Origin of the sequence: Fibrella forsythiae (genome assembly GCF_017353175.1) — a bacterium.
Classification (GTDB): domain Bacteria; phylum Bacteroidota; class Bacteroidia; order Cytophagales; family Spirosomataceae; genus Fibrella; species Fibrella forsythiae.
In genome coordinates this window covers 908,090-923,565 of the sequence record NZ_JAFMYW010000001.1, presented here as the reverse complement: position 1 = coordinate 923,565, position 15,476 = coordinate 908,090, and the positions used below count along the sequence as shown (strand labels likewise).

13 protein-coding genes are annotated in these 15,476 nt (G+C 54.4%); 6 read left to right on the top strand and 7 right to left on the bottom strand.

The features are described from left to right. Positions 1-39: 39 nt before the first annotated feature. The gene (locus J2I46_RS04395; protein WP_207327708.1) at positions 40-354 is read left to right on the top strand and encodes a nucleotidyltransferase family protein; all 315 of its coding nucleotides are present in this window, start codon (positions 40-42) and stop codon (positions 352-354) included. After that, positions 344-685, top strand: coding sequence for a HepT-like ribonuclease domain-containing protein (locus J2I46_RS04390; RefSeq protein WP_207327707.1), 342 nt, complete (start codon positions 344-346; stop codon positions 683-685). The genes J2I46_RS04395 and J2I46_RS04390 overlap by 11 nt, the downstream gene beginning before the upstream one ends. Before the next feature lie 178 nt (positions 686-863). Here the strand turns inward: J2I46_RS04390 and J2I46_RS04385 are convergent, their stop codons facing one another. After that, on the bottom strand, positions 864-2,177 hold the full coding sequence (locus J2I46_RS04385) for a vanadium-dependent haloperoxidase (RefSeq protein WP_207327706.1): 1,314 nt from the start codon (positions 2,175-2,177) through the stop codon (positions 864-866). 191 nt (positions 2,178-2,368) lie between these two features. On the opposite strand from J2I46_RS04385, the gene J2I46_RS04380 reads away from it, so the two are divergent. Then, positions 2,369-3,409 carry a sensor histidine kinase gene (locus tag J2I46_RS04380; protein WP_207327705.1) on the top strand — a complete coding sequence of 347 codons (1,041 nt, stop codon included), beginning with the start codon at positions 2,369-2,371 and terminating at the stop codon, positions 3,407-3,409. Next, complete coding sequence (locus J2I46_RS04375; RefSeq protein ID WP_207327704.1) at positions 3,402-4,094, top strand: LytR/AlgR family response regulator transcription factor; 693 nt, start codon at positions 3,402-3,404, stop codon at positions 4,092-4,094. Before J2I46_RS04380 ends, J2I46_RS04375 begins: the two co-directional genes overlap by 8 nt. A 143-nt stretch (positions 4,095-4,237) precedes the next feature. Here J2I46_RS04375 and J2I46_RS04370 read toward each other — a convergent pair whose 3' ends face one another. Continuing rightward, positions 4,238-4,678 carry an Xre family toxin-antitoxin system antitoxin gene (locus tag J2I46_RS04370; RefSeq protein ID WP_207327703.1) on the bottom strand — a complete coding sequence of 147 codons (441 nt, stop codon included), beginning with the start codon at positions 4,676-4,678 and terminating at the stop codon, positions 4,238-4,240. Between the two features lie 187 nt (positions 4,679-4,865). Here J2I46_RS04370 and fumC point away from each other — a divergent pair, with 187 nt between their 5' ends. Beyond that, positions 4,866-6,266, top strand: a complete 1,401-nt coding sequence (fumC, locus tag J2I46_RS04365; protein WP_207327702.1) for a class II fumarate hydratase — start codon at positions 4,866-4,868, stop codon at positions 6,264-6,266. Between the two features lie 117 nt (positions 6,267-6,383). On the opposite strand, the gene J2I46_RS04360 is transcribed toward fumC, so the two are convergent. From J2I46_RS04360 to J2I46_RS04340, 5 genes are read right to left on the bottom strand one after another with little or no spacing between them, the layout of a single operon-like run. Further along, positions 6,384-6,899 (bottom strand): hypothetical protein, encoded by a 516-nt coding sequence (locus J2I46_RS04360; RefSeq protein ID WP_207327701.1) that lies wholly within the window; start codon positions 6,897-6,899, stop codon positions 6,384-6,386. Between the two features lie 40 nt (positions 6,900-6,939). After that, positions 6,940-9,327 carry a hypothetical protein gene (locus J2I46_RS04355; protein ID WP_207327700.1) on the bottom strand — a complete coding sequence of 796 codons (2,388 nt, stop codon included), beginning with the start codon at positions 9,325-9,327 and terminating at the stop codon, positions 6,940-6,942. 2 nt (positions 9,328-9,329) lie between these two features. Beyond that, positions 9,330-10,490: a DUF4249 domain-containing protein gene (locus J2I46_RS04350; RefSeq protein WP_207327699.1), complete on the bottom strand. Its 1,161-nt coding sequence runs from the start codon at positions 10,488-10,490 to the stop codon at positions 9,330-9,332. A 4-nt stretch (positions 10,491-10,494) separates the two neighbouring features. Continuing rightward, the gene (locus J2I46_RS04345; protein ID WP_207327698.1) at positions 10,495-13,260 is read right to left on the bottom strand and encodes a TonB-dependent receptor; all 2,766 of its coding nucleotides are present in this window, start codon (positions 13,258-13,260) and stop codon (positions 10,495-10,497) included. Then, the gene (locus J2I46_RS04340; protein WP_207327697.1) at positions 13,257-13,973 is read right to left on the bottom strand and encodes a hypothetical protein; all 717 of its coding nucleotides are present in this window, start codon (positions 13,971-13,973) and stop codon (positions 13,257-13,259) included. Before J2I46_RS04340 ends, J2I46_RS04345 begins: the two co-directional genes overlap by 4 nt. A gap of 264 nt (positions 13,974-14,237) precedes the next feature. Here J2I46_RS04340 and J2I46_RS04335 point away from each other — a divergent pair, with 264 nt between their 5' ends. Then, positions 14,238-15,407: a helix-turn-helix domain-containing protein gene (locus tag J2I46_RS04335; RefSeq protein WP_207327696.1), complete on the top strand. Its 1,170-nt coding sequence runs from the start codon at positions 14,238-14,240 to the stop codon at positions 15,405-15,407. Positions 15,408-15,476: the final 69 nt, after the last annotated feature.

Below are 15,476 nucleotides of genomic sequence, written 5' to 3'. Positions count from 1 at the left end.
AAGAAACTAAAACCCGTGTACGGGGAGTTTTACGAAAAGATGAGTTTACAACCGATTATTAGCCGTAACCTGCCCATTATTACGCAGATTCTCAAGCAGAATCGGGTAAAACGTGCGTACGCTTTCGGGTCGGTTTGTACAGACCAGTTCGGCCCCAAAAGCGACATAGATCTACTGATTGCCTTTGACGATGGGCTGGACCCCGTTGTCTATGCCGAAAATTACTTTGCTATTGCCGAGGAAATGGAAGCGTTGCTGAAGCGACCTGTAGATTTGGTCACAGAAGCATCGGTTCATAATCCATACTTTATCAAAGTGATGAACCAGACAAAGACAGTTATCTATGAAGGATGAAGCCCGTAAGTTCTTATTCGACATCGCGGAGGCTATCATACACATCGACTTTCATCTGAATGGCGAACGCGATTTTGTAAAATTCACTAGCAATCTGACTGTACAGCGGGCCGTTGAACGGGAGCTAGAAATTATTGGCGAAGCCATGAGCCGACTGCTCAAACTGGATGAAGCTGTTTCTATTACGCATTCCCGTCAAATCGTTGGTTTGCGAAACAGAGTGATTCATGCGTACGACGCGGTTGATCTGACAACCATCTGGGGTGTTGTCAACAAGAGCCTTCCGCTACTGGCAGAAGAGGTGGAAATCTTACTGCAACAACCTGATTAGTTCAATACGGTTTTTCGACGAACAAAAATTCCGTTACATCGACGGCCGCCAGACCGAGATTTACACCATTCCCCGCACGCTTGGGTACGTTCGATAGGAGGGTTTACAGCAATTGGCGTGGCCAGTCACTCTGAATCACCCTACCGAACGTGGTTCACTTATGGCTGCGCCCTTTTCGTCAATAAGGCGTATGTCCGTGGCTGCTCATACGTTTGATGACGGCGTCGGCAATGTTCCTCCCGAGGGTTAGCCCCACCTCGTTGTCAGTCCGAAAATGGATGCCGCCCTGAAAGCGTGACTCGGCGCAATCGGTGGCTACCTGCTCAAATTCGGCACGATCGGCCGGAAAGAAGTGCGCGAGCAAATAGCAGATGGCCCCGGTTGTGGCGGCGTGGCCCGATGGATAACCCGGAAAAGGTGGCGTTTTCAGCAGCGGTCGGTACGTCGGGTCATATTGATCGGGGCGGATTCCCCAATAGGCGTATTTCGCATCGAAAACCGCCACAAACGAATCATACATCGTAATGGCGTGAGCGGCATACAGTCGGGCGGCCTGTGGTGGGTTCAGGTGGAGGTTATGCTCGAATAGCTTCCGGTTGAGCAAGTCACCGGTCGAGAAGTTGCCATTGAAGAAAAACGCGTTGGCTTTGGCCCGATTTGTATGCTTGTAGGCCTTCAGTTCAGCCATATCGGCGGCAAAATCGGGTGGGGGACCGGGCCGAAACTGATGGCTGCTGCTCAAGACTACGGGTTTGCACAAACCACCCGTTACGAACATAGGTACGTCGCCTGTCCAGATACCTGCCTGTTGAGGGCGTTTGCCGTCCCACGGCGTGCTGGGTACGTAGTTGGCGGTGCGGGCCAGCTCAAGTTCGGCAATCCGTTTTCCCAACTCAAACCCGGCGCGGGTATCGCTCGGAAAGGCCATGCCAGCCGCCACACGTGCCGCCATGACGCGATTGGCCATGCGTTGCGCCGAGTCGGCCATGGCCGGAAAATAATGGGCAATGATGGTGGCTGCTGCGCCCGCTGCCACCGAATGTTCGCAGGGATACGAGGGACTGTCGGGCGCCTGGCCGTAGGCCTGTATTCGTTTGTCAGCAGAGAAGGGGCGCGGGCGTTTGTGGGCGAATTTGGTGTTCCAGGCTACAATGGTAGCGTCGTAGATCGCCACGTTGAGGAGCATATTGCTAAAGGGACCATTGGGCGTCGGGTTGGTCATCCAAAGGTTGCTCATCCAGTTGGTCCAGTGATAGCCGGGAGCACCCGCGTTCCAGTACGTGATCTCCTGCCGGGTGGAGGCAGTCAGTTTTTTTTGCAGCAGCACGATCTGCTCAAGTTCCCGTTTGACAGGAGCCGGGGCAGGCAAACGATGGGCAGCCCCCGATTCGATAAACCAGGTTTTCCACTGACCGGCGGTTGGTTCAAGTTGGGCAAACAGGGGCGTGATGGTGCCGCAGACTAAGGCGAGAAGTCGTGTTATCTGTTTCATTTTTCAGTTGTTAAGCCGCAAGAATACGTAGGGAGAAGCGGCTTAAACTGGCGTCATCAGCAGACACCCGAAGCCCGTCTACCAACAACCGGATACCGGCAACAGACCGATTCGTTGACCCAAATTCGTTGTTTGTTGACGTTGGCAGGCGTGGCCTGTGAACTTGCCCAAAAGCGTGTTTACTTCGCCCTATGAAGTTGTTGATCAGGCAGGAACGGGTTCGGCTGTATCTCCGGATTGGAGTGGCTTTTTTGCTGCTGGGTGTCATTGGCGACCTGCTGTATGACGTTGCGTCGGTTGGGCCCAAAGCCGTGAATCACGTCTGGATGCTAACGTACCTGACAACCCTGAACTACCTGCTGTACGATCACCTGCTACCGGCTGTCCGGCTCACGTGGAAGCGTGTGTTGCTGGGTTTTTTGCTGGTCTGGGTGTGCATCGGCCTGTGCTCGTTTGGGTTGAATGCCTGGCGAATGATGGGGATCAGGCTGCAGCTGTACACCGATTTGGCGGCGTATAAGACCAATAGCGATGCCCTGAAGGCACAGATGGGGTATAGCGTTGGCTCACTGTTCTTTTTCGGAATCATCCGGTACACCTATGATTTCAGGCAGTTGAAAGAAACGGCTCAGCAACTTCGGATCGAGAAACAGGCCGCCGAATTGAACTACCTGAAATCGCAAACGAACCCGCATTTTCTGTTCAACACGCTCAACAACATTTATGCACTGTCGCGCGAAAAGTCGGAGATGGCCCCGGAGGCTATTTTGCGGCTGTCGGAGCTGCTGCGCTACATGCTCTACGAAACGGGCGGCCGACACGTGGCCCTCGACAAAGAAGTAACGATCATCACCAACTACCTCGCGCTCGAGCGTCTTCGTTACGATAACACACTGCGGGTAACTTTTACAACGGATATCGACAACCCCGGTCAACCCTTACCGCCCCTGCTGCTGATGCCATTAGTTGAAAATGCGTTTAAGCATGGCACTGCCGAAACGCGTCAACTGCCGTTCGTGGACATTCGGTTGGCCGTGAGGCAGCACCGATTGCAATTTGTGATCCGAAACTCCATTGACCGATCAACCGACGCGCCCATCACTGAACGCATTGGCCTGACCAACTTGCGCCGACAACTCGAACTGCTCTTTACCGATTACCAACTGCAGTTGGTGCGCGAAGGGCCGGTGTTTGTTACCACGCTCACCATCAACCTGACCAGCCATGTCTAAACTTACCTGTTTGATCATCGAAGATGAACCGTTGGCCGTTAACGTGCTGACCAGCTACGTAGCGGAGGTTCCTTTCCTGAGCCTGTTGGGTACGTGCAAAGATGCCCTGCTGGCTACTGATTTTCTGCGTACACAGCCGGTAGACCTGCTTTTTCTGGACATTCACCTGCCCCGGCTGAAAGGCATGGCGTTTCTGAAGACGTTGCCAAATCCCCCTGCGGTCATCATCACCACGGCTTACCACCAGTATGCGGTAGAAGGCTTCGAGTTGAATGTAAACGACTACCTGCTGAAGCCCATTCGCTTCGAGCGTTTTCTGGTCGCCGTGAATAAGGTGTTGAAGCCGAACCGGGCTTTACCCACCCAGATTGAGGCCGACCCGCCGAAAGACCACCTGTTTCTGACTGTTCAGAAGAAAAAGATCAGGATACAGTTTGCCGATATCTGTTACATTGAAAGTCAGCGGGAGTACGTAAAGGTAGTGACGGCCCAAGCCACGTACCTGACCAAATTAAGTACCCACGAGATCGAGGCCCTGTTACCACCTGACCGATTCCGGCGTGTTCACCGGTCGTTCATTGTGTCTGTTGAGAAGATCGGGGCCTATACGGCCGAAGCTGTTGAGATTGGCGGAGTGTCGATTCCCATTGGCAGGGGGTACCGCGATGCGATCAGTATGTTCTAACGTACGAATGGTGATCCCCCAACGCCCGGGTACGTTCGGTAAGGGCTACTTCACCACAGCATCATAGAGCTAAAGCTATCTCCCCAACAACGCGTTGGTAAAGCATAAGGAGACTGTTGGCCTCTGTTCTTTTTCTGGTCTTTTCAGGAGAAAACGCCGTGAAGAACTCGGTTTAATTCATCCATAACATGTTGGCGACCAATCACCGAATCGAGCACATCGGTTGGCCGTTGGTTATTCATAGCGGGTCTTCGGGTTTGAAGCCAACTGTTAAAACCGGCTTGATTTCTGAATACATCGACACCTTTAACGTATAACTCGGATAACGAAATTGCTTTCTCCGTCTCGTCCGACGTCAACCTAGTCTTTGTCCGTATTTGGCGCTGGTAGGTACTTTCAGAGATGGCCAGAATATGGCTCATCTGCTTATTGGTGAAGCCAAAACTACTTTGTAAAAAAGCGGCAGACTTCATTGGAATACCTTCTTTTACAATTTCCATGAGGTCAAAATCATGGCGAACCGCCCGTCTGATAAGCTGATCACCACCTAATCCATCGATGATCTTACGAATAGATACCTGCATGGGATTCTAATAGTTTTAGTACTGTCATTTGATGACACATCGACAAAGCTCATAATTCTTTATAACGCTTTTTGCCTGCGTAGTACCTTTGCGGCGTACAACACGTGAACGCCCGACAGAACGAACCAGCCTCTGACTCGCTGCGACCTGTCGCCCTTTCACGTATTCACTCTTTTACCCTTTATAAATGGAGTTCCGGATCGAAAAAGACACGATGGGCCAGGTGCAGGTACCGGCCAATGTGTACTGGGGCGCGCAGACGCAGCGCTCGATTGAAAATTTCAAAATTGCGCAGGACATCAACCGCATGCCGCGCGAGATTATCCGGGCGTTTGCCGTGCTGAAGAAAGCCGCCGCCCTGACGAACCTCGATGCGGGTGTGCTGCCACAGGAAAAATGCGATCTGATTGCCCGCGTCTGCGACGAAATCCTGGCGGGTGAACTGGCTGATCAGTTTCCACTGGTAGTGTGGCAGACCGGTTCGGGCACGCAGAGCAACATGAACGTCAACGAAGTGGTGGCCTACCGCGCTCACGTGCTGAACGGTGGTTCACTGCTCGACGAAAAGAAAGCCATTCACCCCAACGACGACGTCAATAAATCGCAGAGCAGCAACGATACCTTCCCGACGGCCATGCACATTGCGGCCTATCAGGCGCTGGTGGAGGTGACGATCCCGGGCATTAAAAAACTGCGCGACACCCTCGATGCCAAGGCGAAGGAGTTCATGCATGTGGTGAAAATCGGACGTACCCACTTCATGGACGCCACCCCGCTGACAGTAGGGCAGGAGTTCTCCGGGTACGTGTCGCAACTCGATCATGGCCTGCGGGCGATCAACAACTCGCTGGCGCACCTGAGCGAACTGGCCCTGGGCGGAACAGCCGTGGGAACAGGCATTAACACGCCACCGAACTACTCGGAGAATGTAGCCAAACACATTGCTGACCTGACGGGCCTTCCGTTCGTCACGGCCGAGAACAAGTTTGAAGCGCTGGCAGCTCACGACGCCATTGTAGAAGCACACGGCGCGCTGAAAACCGTGGCCGCCAGCCTGATGAAGATCGGTAACGACGTGCGCATGCTGTCGAGCGGACCACGGGCGGGCATTGGCGAACTGTTTATTCCCGACAACGAGCCGGGCAGCAGCATCATGCCGGGTAAAGTGAACCCAACGCAGTGCGAAGCCATGACGATGGTAGCGGCGCAGGTGATGGGCAACGACGTAGCCATCAACATCGGCGGCATGAACGGCCACTTCGAGCTGAACGTGTTCAAGCCGGTGATGATTTACAACTTCCTGCATTCGGCCCGCCTGATCGGTGATGTGTGCGTGTCGTTCAACGACAAGTGCGCCGAAGGTATCCGCCCGATCGAAGCGAACATCGAAAAGCACGTGCAGAACTCGCTGATGCTGGTGACGGCTCTGAACACGAAGATCGGCTACTACAAAGCCGCCGAGATTGCCCAGACCGCCCACAAAAACGGCTCGACGCTGAAAGAAACCGCGGTCTCGCTTGGTTACCTCACCCCCGACGAGTTCGACCAATGGGTTGTGCCCGGCGATATGGTAGGGGAGATCAAGTAGGGTACCTTTTTAGGGTATATGGCTGGAAATCGGATGGCGTTAACGTCATCCGATTTTTTAGTTTATGTGCTGTAGGTACGTGTTGAAAGCGTTCAACTGGTGGTAGTGTACTTCTGCTTAATGATTCCAGCGCAGGCCGGCTGAGTTGAATGTGACCTGATTCAGGTTTTGGCCAAGGATCTTCAGCTGGACCGTCATTTTCCGGGCGGCGCGTACCTTTCGGGTCAATTGTTCTGTATCGTCGAAGAAGATCAAATTGCCCCGACCGTTAGCGGCGGCTGATAGAGAGAAGGTAACGGGCTTACCGGCATCGAACTGAATTAATGCTTTACCGCCCTGGAAGCTGGGTGCCAACAGGCCTTTCGAGACAGACAGATACGCATTTGTGGTTCCGCCCCGGGCGCGAATCGTTAAGGTTACGGTTGAACCCCCAGCATACGGGTAGGGTAGCTGAAGCAGGTCAATCGCGTCCAGGGTGGCTTTGTAGGCAGTGCCACCCGAGGGGTCGGGCGTTTGCTGATACTGCCATCCAGCCGGTGATGCCGATGGATTTTTGGGTTGAGGTACAGCTGAAATCGGTGCAGGGCTATGAAGGACGTAGAGCAAACCAACCAGCCAGAGTGATAATTGCATAACAGCGTAATGAGAAAATTCAGAATAGATACAAAGCTGGTTATTTCAATGCGCCCTGTACCGAAATGGTTTGATGGCTGGTCGCAAACCGACCGTCGGGCGTGATGGCTTGCACAACAATCAGGTATCGGCCTTCCTGGTCGGAGGTATAGAAACTGAGGTTGGCTTTGCCCTGCTGGTTGGTTGATACGCTTGGATTCCAGTACAGCAGATTGCGAAAGTCAGGCAGTCGGCTGGCCAGTTGACCGGGCGTGGCGTAGCTGGGGGCGTAGAACTCCCGCCGCGCCTGTAGCCCCTCGTATTCCAGCACCACCGCGTGCGGGTCGAGTTGAAAACCGGCCAGATCGGCTTTGTAGGTCTTGAAACTGATGATGCCCGGCAGGTTCGCGTAGCCCAGCATATACCGCCGCGTTACTACATCCAGCGATTTAATCTTCAGCGGACTAAATGCCATAATCCGGTCGACGTCGTACACTGGTACGCCATCGAGCAGGATCAACGGGTCATCATTGAACGGCATGCGGTAGGGCATGTTGCTCACCCGCAGCACAAAATGCCCGTTCTGACGCCGAACCAGCACGCCGGGTACGTATTCGCTCAAGACCTCTTCCAGCACCGTAAACCGCGTGTAAGTGTCCAGGTAATACCGTTCATCGGGTTTGTTATAGAACATCGAGCTGTCGGTGTCTGACCGCAGTGCCGGATTAGCATAGGCGTTGAAATAGCTGTTCTGCACCTGCATAGCCAGACTGCGCGCCTGTAAGGGCTCGTTCACCGTTTTGTTCAGGTCTGGCGCTGGCATTACCGTGCTAGTCCCGGTTTCGGTATACGGATTCAGAATGTCGACACGGTGCAGACTGTCGCCCGCTGAGGTTTGCAGAACGAGGTCATGGGTTCCGTAGAACTCGGGTAACTCAAAGCGTACCAGCCCCCTGTTGTCGCTGCGGGAACTGTATAGCCGAATTGATCTGCCGGGAATGGCCAGGAACGTAGGTACGTCTCTGGCAGGCGCACCCGTACCTGCGTCTGTTACACGGCCCAGAACGACATGCCCTTTGTGCTCGGGGGGCTGAACAGCATCTGCTGGTCTCGGATTCAGCACATCGTCCCACCGGAACCGCCGCCAGCCGTGGGTCAACAGGAGGTTGTCCAGGGCGGCATCGGCTTCCGGGCCCGTCTGGTTCAGGTAATACTGTGGCGACTCAACAGAGCCCCGAAGATCGGAGGTGAGCCATAAGTAATCACCGATGGCCAGGCCTTCTTCTGACTGCAGCGAATCGACTTTATAGACTGATACAGACGCATTGGCCGGCAGGGGTGATCCGGTTGGACTGCTGGCGGTGAGGCCCATAACCACGTTATCGCGGGTGGCGTAGCGGTCTTTGCCCGGTGTAACCTGGAGAGTCATGCTGGCCTGTGGCCGCCTGGCTACTAATCGCTCGCAAACGGGCTTACCCGCCGCATCGAACAGGGTCAAATGAGAGATTCCCTCGCCCAGCTTACTTTTCGGTACCGAGAAAAGGGCCTTATTCCCTGCCATAGTTTGCCCTTCAGCTACGTTCACTACTTGTCTGGTATGCCCAATCAAATAGACGGTGGCAGCCGCCTGGTTTGCCTGAACGATAACCTGAAGCGTACCATCGCCTGTGTCGGTGACCTGCATGCTGTAGCCTGTTTCGTCGATTGCCGGAAGCGGCCGACTGATCGAATGGCCTTTCCGGTCGACGAACACAACCCGATAGCGCGTGCCAATCGATGGCGTGAAGGCGAACGTACCCAGGCCGAACTTAACCGATGAGAACCGGGCCAGCGTATCGTTGGCCGCACCCAGCAACGCCCCCCGACAATCGATACCCCGACCGGTTTTGGTGTCAACCAGCTTGAACGCCACCTTCGCGGGAAGGCCGTTCACCAGATGGCCCCCTTCCGGAAACAGTTGCGCATCGTAAGCCAGTGAATCAGGTAGCAACGGCAGGTCCAGTCTGCGAAAGGAATTGACAATGGTGATCGGTTTTTCGAAGAGGAATTCACGGCTCGTCGATTTCATCCATTGCGTGTAGGCACGGACAGTGTAAGTTCCTGAAAGTAAAGATGTTGGCAGGTATACCGAACCCATTCCACGACTGCTGTCCAGCGCAACTTTAGCCTGAGCTACTGCTTTCTGGTCTTTATCCAGCACGTCCAGATAGGCTACTTTGCTTACATCGAGTGGGCGGTGAACCATGCCATCGACGTAATACATGCGGAACCAGATCCGTTCTCCCGACAGATAAAAAGACCGGTCGGTGTGTACAAAAAGCTTCTCCTGTACTACCTGGTTCCGGTAGGTCTCCAGCTGCTGTTGGAGCCAGGGCAGCACCGGCTGCTGAGCATAACTGACCTGCGTTAAAAGCAGGAGCAAGCAACTCCACCTGATGGCGTTTTTCATACTCATTGGGGCCAGAACGATGGTCGTGTGGTGGTGCCTACATCCCGGCAATCGGCGCAATGGGTACCGGTGGCCAGGTATTGTACGTTTGGTTTCAGTTCCTTTATGGCGATGTACCCGCCTCCGGGGCTCAACAGGGCGCTGAGTGGCGGCGGTTGTTGCACGCCCGGCGTAGGAATGGTGTCCAGCGTACAGTATTCGTATCCCGTTCGCAGCAGATTGTACGACAGCTCGAGCGGACGATTGATGAAGACACGTACCTGATCGGTGGTGTAACCATCCAGAAAACCGAGAACCGGCTCGGTGGGGTTGGTTACGCTGTGCATGTTCCCGCCGATCTGCGAGGGTAGCGGGTCGAACAGGCTGCCGAGTTGTTCGGTTGTTTTCTGCAGATTTTCCCAATACGCATAGGCCTCCTGCGAGTGCGCATACTGCTTCACCATCAGGCTGTATTTGATCCAGAGTTTGGGTGAGCTGCCCGGAATGAACAGGAGCGGAGCCCGTTGCAGCACATCCTGCGTGAGCCGGGCCGTGTTGCCGAGGTTGATAGACGTCGATGTCTGTGTCCGCCAGCAGTGGTTTACGGGTGGGCTCACGCGATCAATCACCCGTCCGTTTACGTAATCGAATGGTGATTCAAAGGGCGTTCTTATTTCGTACGTATCCTCGTATTCCCAGCGATAGTAACGCGTTTTGTTGGTGGCATCGTGCGTGTTTACATAGATCTGCAAACCGTCGTTCTTAACCTCCCACGACAGACTGTCGATCTTTGGGGTCTGTTTGATGATGATCGGGTCAGACAGGTATTCGCCGCCTGCCTGCGTTCTGATACGTACCCGGTATGATTTGCCAACGGGCAGCGTAGTACCGGCCAGCGTGTAGGTTCCGGCCGCGCTTTCCACAAACGAAAATTTTTCGCCCGTTGTCCCTTCCACACTAATGGTTGCTTTGGCTTCAGCCAGTGGTTTGCCGGTGGTGCTCAGGTTTTGCGTGCGCGAGAGGGTAATGGTGCTGGTGCCCGTCCCCCCGTTCAGAAAACCGTCGACGACCAGGTACCGGTTTGGCGCTTCGATCTGTGGCGGGCGGTACGGATCAACGCAGCTGCCAATGAGCAGCAGCACGACCCCGGATAAAGCCCATCGCCTGAAATTGAACGTTTTCATACCGTTAGAATCTGAAATTGTAGGTCAGCGTTGGAATTGGCTGACCGAAAATGGATAATTGATAACCCCGAATGCCGCCGTTGGCCGAGTTGAAGTAAACCGAGTAAGGGTTCCGGCGGCCCGTCAGGTTGTAGAGACCCACGGTCCAGGAGCTGTGCGCCAGCTTCTTAACCTTATGATTACCTTCGATATTGAGCGACAGATCCGTCCGGAAATAGTCGGGAATGCGGTATTGATTCCGCTCGGAATAAAAGACCCGCTCGGCGCCCGCCAGCACATATTTGGCCAGCGGTAGGGTAATGGGGCGTCCGGTGCTATAGGTGACGTTGAACGAAATGCTGAACCGCCGATTGACCTTGTAATTGCCAATCAGCGTGATGTCGTGCGGTTTATCGTAGCTGCTGGGATAGTAGGCATTGTTGTTTACCACATCCGACGCAAACGTGCCGGTAGTACGGAGGAGCGACCGGGCGTATGTGTAGCTTACCCAGCCGTTGAGTTTGCCCGTCAGCTTCTTCACCATCAGTTCAACGCCATAGGCCACGCCCTCCGCATTCACAATATCCGTTTCGAGGTGGTGATTCAGCAGGAGGGTGGCGCCACTCTTGTAATCAAGCTGGTTCGTGAGGGTTCGGTAATAGCCTTCCAGCGACACCTCGATGGTGTTGGCCCGCAGGTTCTTGTAGAGGCCCAGCGAAAACTGATCGCCAATTTGCGGCTGAATGTAGGAGTCGCTCAACTTATAAATATCCAGCGGCGATACGGCCACCGTGTTCGACAGCATGTTCAGGTACTGCCGCATCCGGTTGTAACTCGCTTTCACCGATAGATCATCGGTAATGGCGTAGCGCAGCCCAACCCTATATTCCGGCCCCTGATACGTTTTCACCACGCTGCCTGCCCCATACGAAACGGTGTCCTGAATGGTGTTGGTGGTCTTTGCCAGACCGGGCGCATAGCCATAGACCTGACTGGGACCAAGGTTTTGGAAGAGCGAGTACCGAAGCCCCACGTTGAGCGACAGACGCGGGGTGACATCGAACCGATCGCCAATGTACAGGGCTGTTTCCAGCCCCTGTTCGCCGGGCACTACGTCGGGTGCAATGAGTGAGGCCGCGCCGCTGGGTTGCAGGTTTCCCGGCTGTAGTTTGTATAACGTACTGCCTACGCCGAAATCGATCGTGTGCTGGGCGTTGGGGTAGTAATTGAAGTCGACTTTGGCGGCAGTCTGCTGAATATCGAACCCGAATTTGAAGGCATTCGTCGGGTTTTTCTCGCTCGATACAGCGTACTGATACCGGCTATACGTACCTGTAAGCACGCTGTACAGTTTACTGCTGAAAATATGCTTCCACTTCAACGAAGCCACCTGATTCTCATAGGTATACAGGCTGTCGCTGTTCAGTTTGAACTGGTCACGGCTGGTGTAGGCGGTCAGGTAAAACGTATTTTTATCGTTAGCCTCGTGGGTCAGGTGCAGGTTCAGGTCATAAAAAGACGCTTTACTGTTCTGATAAGCCGCATTGGCCAACTGTCTCAGGAGCCAGTCCGAATACGTGGAACGTACCCCGATCAGGAAGGAGGTTTTCTCTGAAAAAAGCGGGCCTTCCAGGGTGAGCCGTCCCGTCAGCGGCCCGATGCCTCCCGAGCCAACCAGTTTCTTTTTGTTGCCATCGCGCGTGGTTACATCAAGTACCGACGACAGCCGCCCGCCAAACCGGGCTGGAATCGCACTTTTGTACAGTTCAACCGACTTGATCACGTCGGGGTTGAAGGCAGAGAAGAAACCAAATAAATGGGAGGGGTTGTAGATCACCGCATCGTTGAACAGGATCAGGTTCTGACCCGCCGAACCACCGCGCACGTTAAAGCCAATGGTGCCTTCGCCCACTGATTTTACGCCCGGAAGCGTCAATACTACCCGAATGAGGTCGGCTTCGCCCAGTACCGTCGGCACCTGCTTGATTGTCCGGATATCAAGGCGTTCGGCACCCATTTGCAGACCCGCTACGTTCAGGTCTTTTTTAGCGCCAACAATGACTTCCCGTAGCGGAACCACCTCCTCGTCCATATCGATATCCAGCTTGCCGTCGCCGTAGAGCATGATCTGGCGTTTAGTGTCGGTCATGCCGATGCTGCGAATTTTCAGTTCGTGCCGGCCGCGCGGCAGAGTGATGGAATAGGTGCCGTACTGATCGGTTGTGACGCCGATGCGCGGTTTTTCGATCAGTACATACACGCCAATGGCCGGTTCGCCCGTTGTCGTGCTCCGGATCCGGCCCGCGAGCGTGGCGTTGCCTGTCCGACTGTTTGCGCCCCGCGCCCCAATCTCGAAGAGTTTGGTTTCAAGCGAAATGCGCGTTTTTTCGCGGGTCGCGCTGTAGTCAACTGCGGCGCTGTCATCGGCGGCAGTGGCGGGCCCCCGATCAAAGAAACCAACGGGCAGATTGGTTCGAACGGGCTGGTTGGGGGTGATGAAGACCCGGTTGCGGGCATCGATCGCGAAGCGCAATGGGGTGCCTTCAAATACACGCGTCAGCAGGGAGATGAGCGGTTGGTCGGTAACCTGAAGCTGTACCTGCAGACTGTCTACATCGGTAGGGTTAAAATAAAACCGATAATCGGTACGGGCCTCAATCGCTTCTGCAAATTGCTTGAACGACAGAGCGTTGAAGCTGCCGCTGATGGTCGTATTCCTGGTTTGGCCATAACTCAGCTGCACAACGCAGCTACTTAATACGAAAAAAAACAGACAGTACAGGTTCCTCATAACGGTTTGGTCAATTCATCATACTGTTGAGCCAGTTTCAGGAATGCCGTTTCCGGCGATGGCCTGAAACTGAGTTTCTGACGGCGGGCAAAGCTGGCCAACTCCTTCCGGCGGTCGGCCAGGAGGGTAAGCAACCCCCGTTTGTTCTTTGCCTGAAAATAGCGCCCGTTCTTCCGCAGGTAATAGGTTGTTTTGGGGTCATAGATGCCATACCCAAAGGAGTTTGGGTTAACCAGAATATTTTTTTTGCGTCGGGCCAGAAGTTGCGTCGGGCCGTCGTACAACAGGTCATAAAAGCCTTCAGGCATATTCTGGCCAATACTATCGATGCGGATGAACAGGTGATTTTTCAGGGAAAATCGCTCCACCCGATCGGAATGGAGGGCAATCCGGTAACCGCTGGTGTGCACCACCACCACCACATCCTTAACAATATCGTATAAGAGTGGCACCGCAAATTGCCTGCCTTCGTAGAACACCATCCCATCCTGCATGGTGTCGGTCGGGAAGAAAGCGTGCCCTGTCAATCGGCGGTCATAGCTAATATATTCAGGGCCGTCATACAGGTGTTCCAGCGTGGCACTAACCTGGTCATAGCGGTCCACAGCCTGACGGGCGGCCGTTGTTACAGGAGAGCTGTCTCGGCCTGTCGACTGTCCCAGCACAGACTGGGCAAGAAGGCATAAGCCGAGTAGGTTGAAAAGAACGTGCATCGAGTGTCAGAAAAGCCGCAATCTACTACAGGGGGCGTATATAAGTAGTATGAATGATCGAGACCTTTCCGGTGAACGCATGAAAAAAAGTTATGGGCATACACACGCTCCTCCCGACGAAGAAAAGAGCGCGTCGATATGGGTAGATTGATACGATACCGGTCTGGAATGTTATTTTTTTGACCCGACACCGATGCCTGCTCTTTTGGACAAGGGTAAAAAAAAACGTTCTTTACTAAAAATTTTACCAAACTCGATCCGTCCATGACGCTCGTCAGCAACAACATCAAATACTTACGAAAGTTGAATGGCTTAACGCAGGAGCAGTTTTCGCAACGCATCGGCATTAAACGGTCGTTGCTGGGAGCCTATGAAGAAGCCAGAGCCAACCCGAACTGGAACACGCTGATCACGATTGCTAAACTGTTCAACACATCGGTCGATCAGTTATTGAAGCACGATCTGCGTAAGATCCGTGAAACGCCCGATCTGAGTTTACCGATTGGCCAGCACAACAGCGCTACCCGTGCAGCGTCGCCACCGCCAATCTTCGGCGACACGGATGATGACGACGACGATTTCATCTCGTCGCCGCCACAGATCAGCGATCCGAAATTACCGCCCGCCGACCGGGAGGCATCGGAACCGCAGCCGCTGGTGAACGTGCTCGAAAAATACTATAAGGCTCCCGCTGACCGAGTGGCTTCCGAGCGAAATCCGGCCAGCGCCCGCCTGGCTGAGCGGGGACCAGACGACCGCCCGGCGCCGCAGCCAGGGCCCTTGTATGAAGAGATCCGGGCGCGGTCTGGCCAACCCGTGCAGACGCCCCCGTTCACCGTCAGTCGGCCAGCCGACGGCTTCAATAACGGCGGTGAATCGCTGCCCGCGTTCAACAATCATTTCGAGAAAGCCCCGACACCAGCTGCGCCAATGCCCGATCTGATGCAGGTCAATGACCATTCGGCGCAAACGATCCATTATGTACATCAGGCTCAGTTTGGCGATTACCAGCATCGGTTCCAGCAGCCCGATTACCTGAGCCGATTGCCCACGATGCGCCTGCCAATGTTGCCGGTTGGGCAATACCGTGCCTTCGAAGCCGACGGTGAGTTTACATTCCCCGGTGCGTGGCTGATCGGCCAGTTTGTGCGTAACTGGTTTGAAATCACAGACGGGCAATTCTATGTGCTGCTGGTCCAGCATCAGGGCATTCTGGCGCGACGTGTTTTCAGCAAGGTCAAAGATAAGGGCACACTTCTGCTAACCGGCGACCGGCCGAACGTACCCAACCGCGAGGTAGCGCTGAAAGATGTGCTGGAAGTCTGGGATGTGAAAGCGTTCGTGAGCCAGCAATTACCGCCCCCCGCGCCCAGCTACGACCGCATCCGCCAACTAGCCGATGAGCTACGCTACGAAGTGGAAAGACTGAAGTGAGTTGGGTGGCTGGTTGGTTGGTTAACCGGTTGGCTGGTTGATTGAATGTTAGGGTGAACTCCGCACTAG

Coding starts and splice junctions, on each gene's coding strand:
- J2I46_RS04395 (WP_207327708.1), top strand. CDS start 40: ATGAGTTTACAACCGATTATTAGCCGTAACCTGCCCATTATTACGCAG.
- J2I46_RS04390 (WP_207327707.1), top strand. CDS start 344: ATGAAGGATGAAGCCCGTAAGTTCTTATTCGACATCGCGGAGGCTATC.
- J2I46_RS04385 (WP_207327706.1), bottom strand. CDS start 2,177: ATGAAACAGATAACACGACTTCTCGCCTTAGTCTGCGGCACCATCACG.
- J2I46_RS04380 (WP_207327705.1), top strand. CDS start 2,369: ATGAAGTTGTTGATCAGGCAGGAACGGGTTCGGCTGTATCTCCGGATT.
- J2I46_RS04375 (WP_207327704.1), top strand. CDS start 3,402: ATGTCTAAACTTACCTGTTTGATCATCGAAGATGAACCGTTGGCCGTT.
- J2I46_RS04370 (WP_207327703.1), bottom strand. CDS start 4,678: ATGCAGGTATCTATTCGTAAGATCATCGATGGATTAGGTGGTGATCAG.
- fumC (WP_207327702.1), top strand. CDS start 4,866: ATGGAGTTCCGGATCGAAAAAGACACGATGGGCCAGGTGCAGGTACCG.
- J2I46_RS04360 (WP_207327701.1), bottom strand. CDS start 6,899: ATGCAATTATCACTCTGGCTGGTTGGTTTGCTCTACGTCCTTCATAGC.
- J2I46_RS04355 (WP_207327700.1), bottom strand. CDS start 9,327: ATGAAAAACGCCATCAGGTGGAGTTGCTTGCTCCTGCTTTTAACGCAG.
- J2I46_RS04350 (WP_207327699.1), bottom strand. CDS start 10,490: ATGAAAACGTTCAATTTCAGGCGATGGGCTTTATCCGGGGTCGTGCTG.
- J2I46_RS04345 (WP_207327698.1), bottom strand. CDS start 13,260: ATGAGGAACCTGTACTGTCTGTTTTTTTTCGTATTAAGTAGCTGCGTT.
- J2I46_RS04340 (WP_207327697.1), bottom strand. CDS start 13,973: ATGCACGTTCTTTTCAACCTACTCGGCTTATGCCTTCTTGCCCAGTCT.
- J2I46_RS04335 (WP_207327696.1), top strand. CDS start 14,238: ATGACGCTCGTCAGCAACAACATCAAATACTTACGAAAGTTGAATGGC.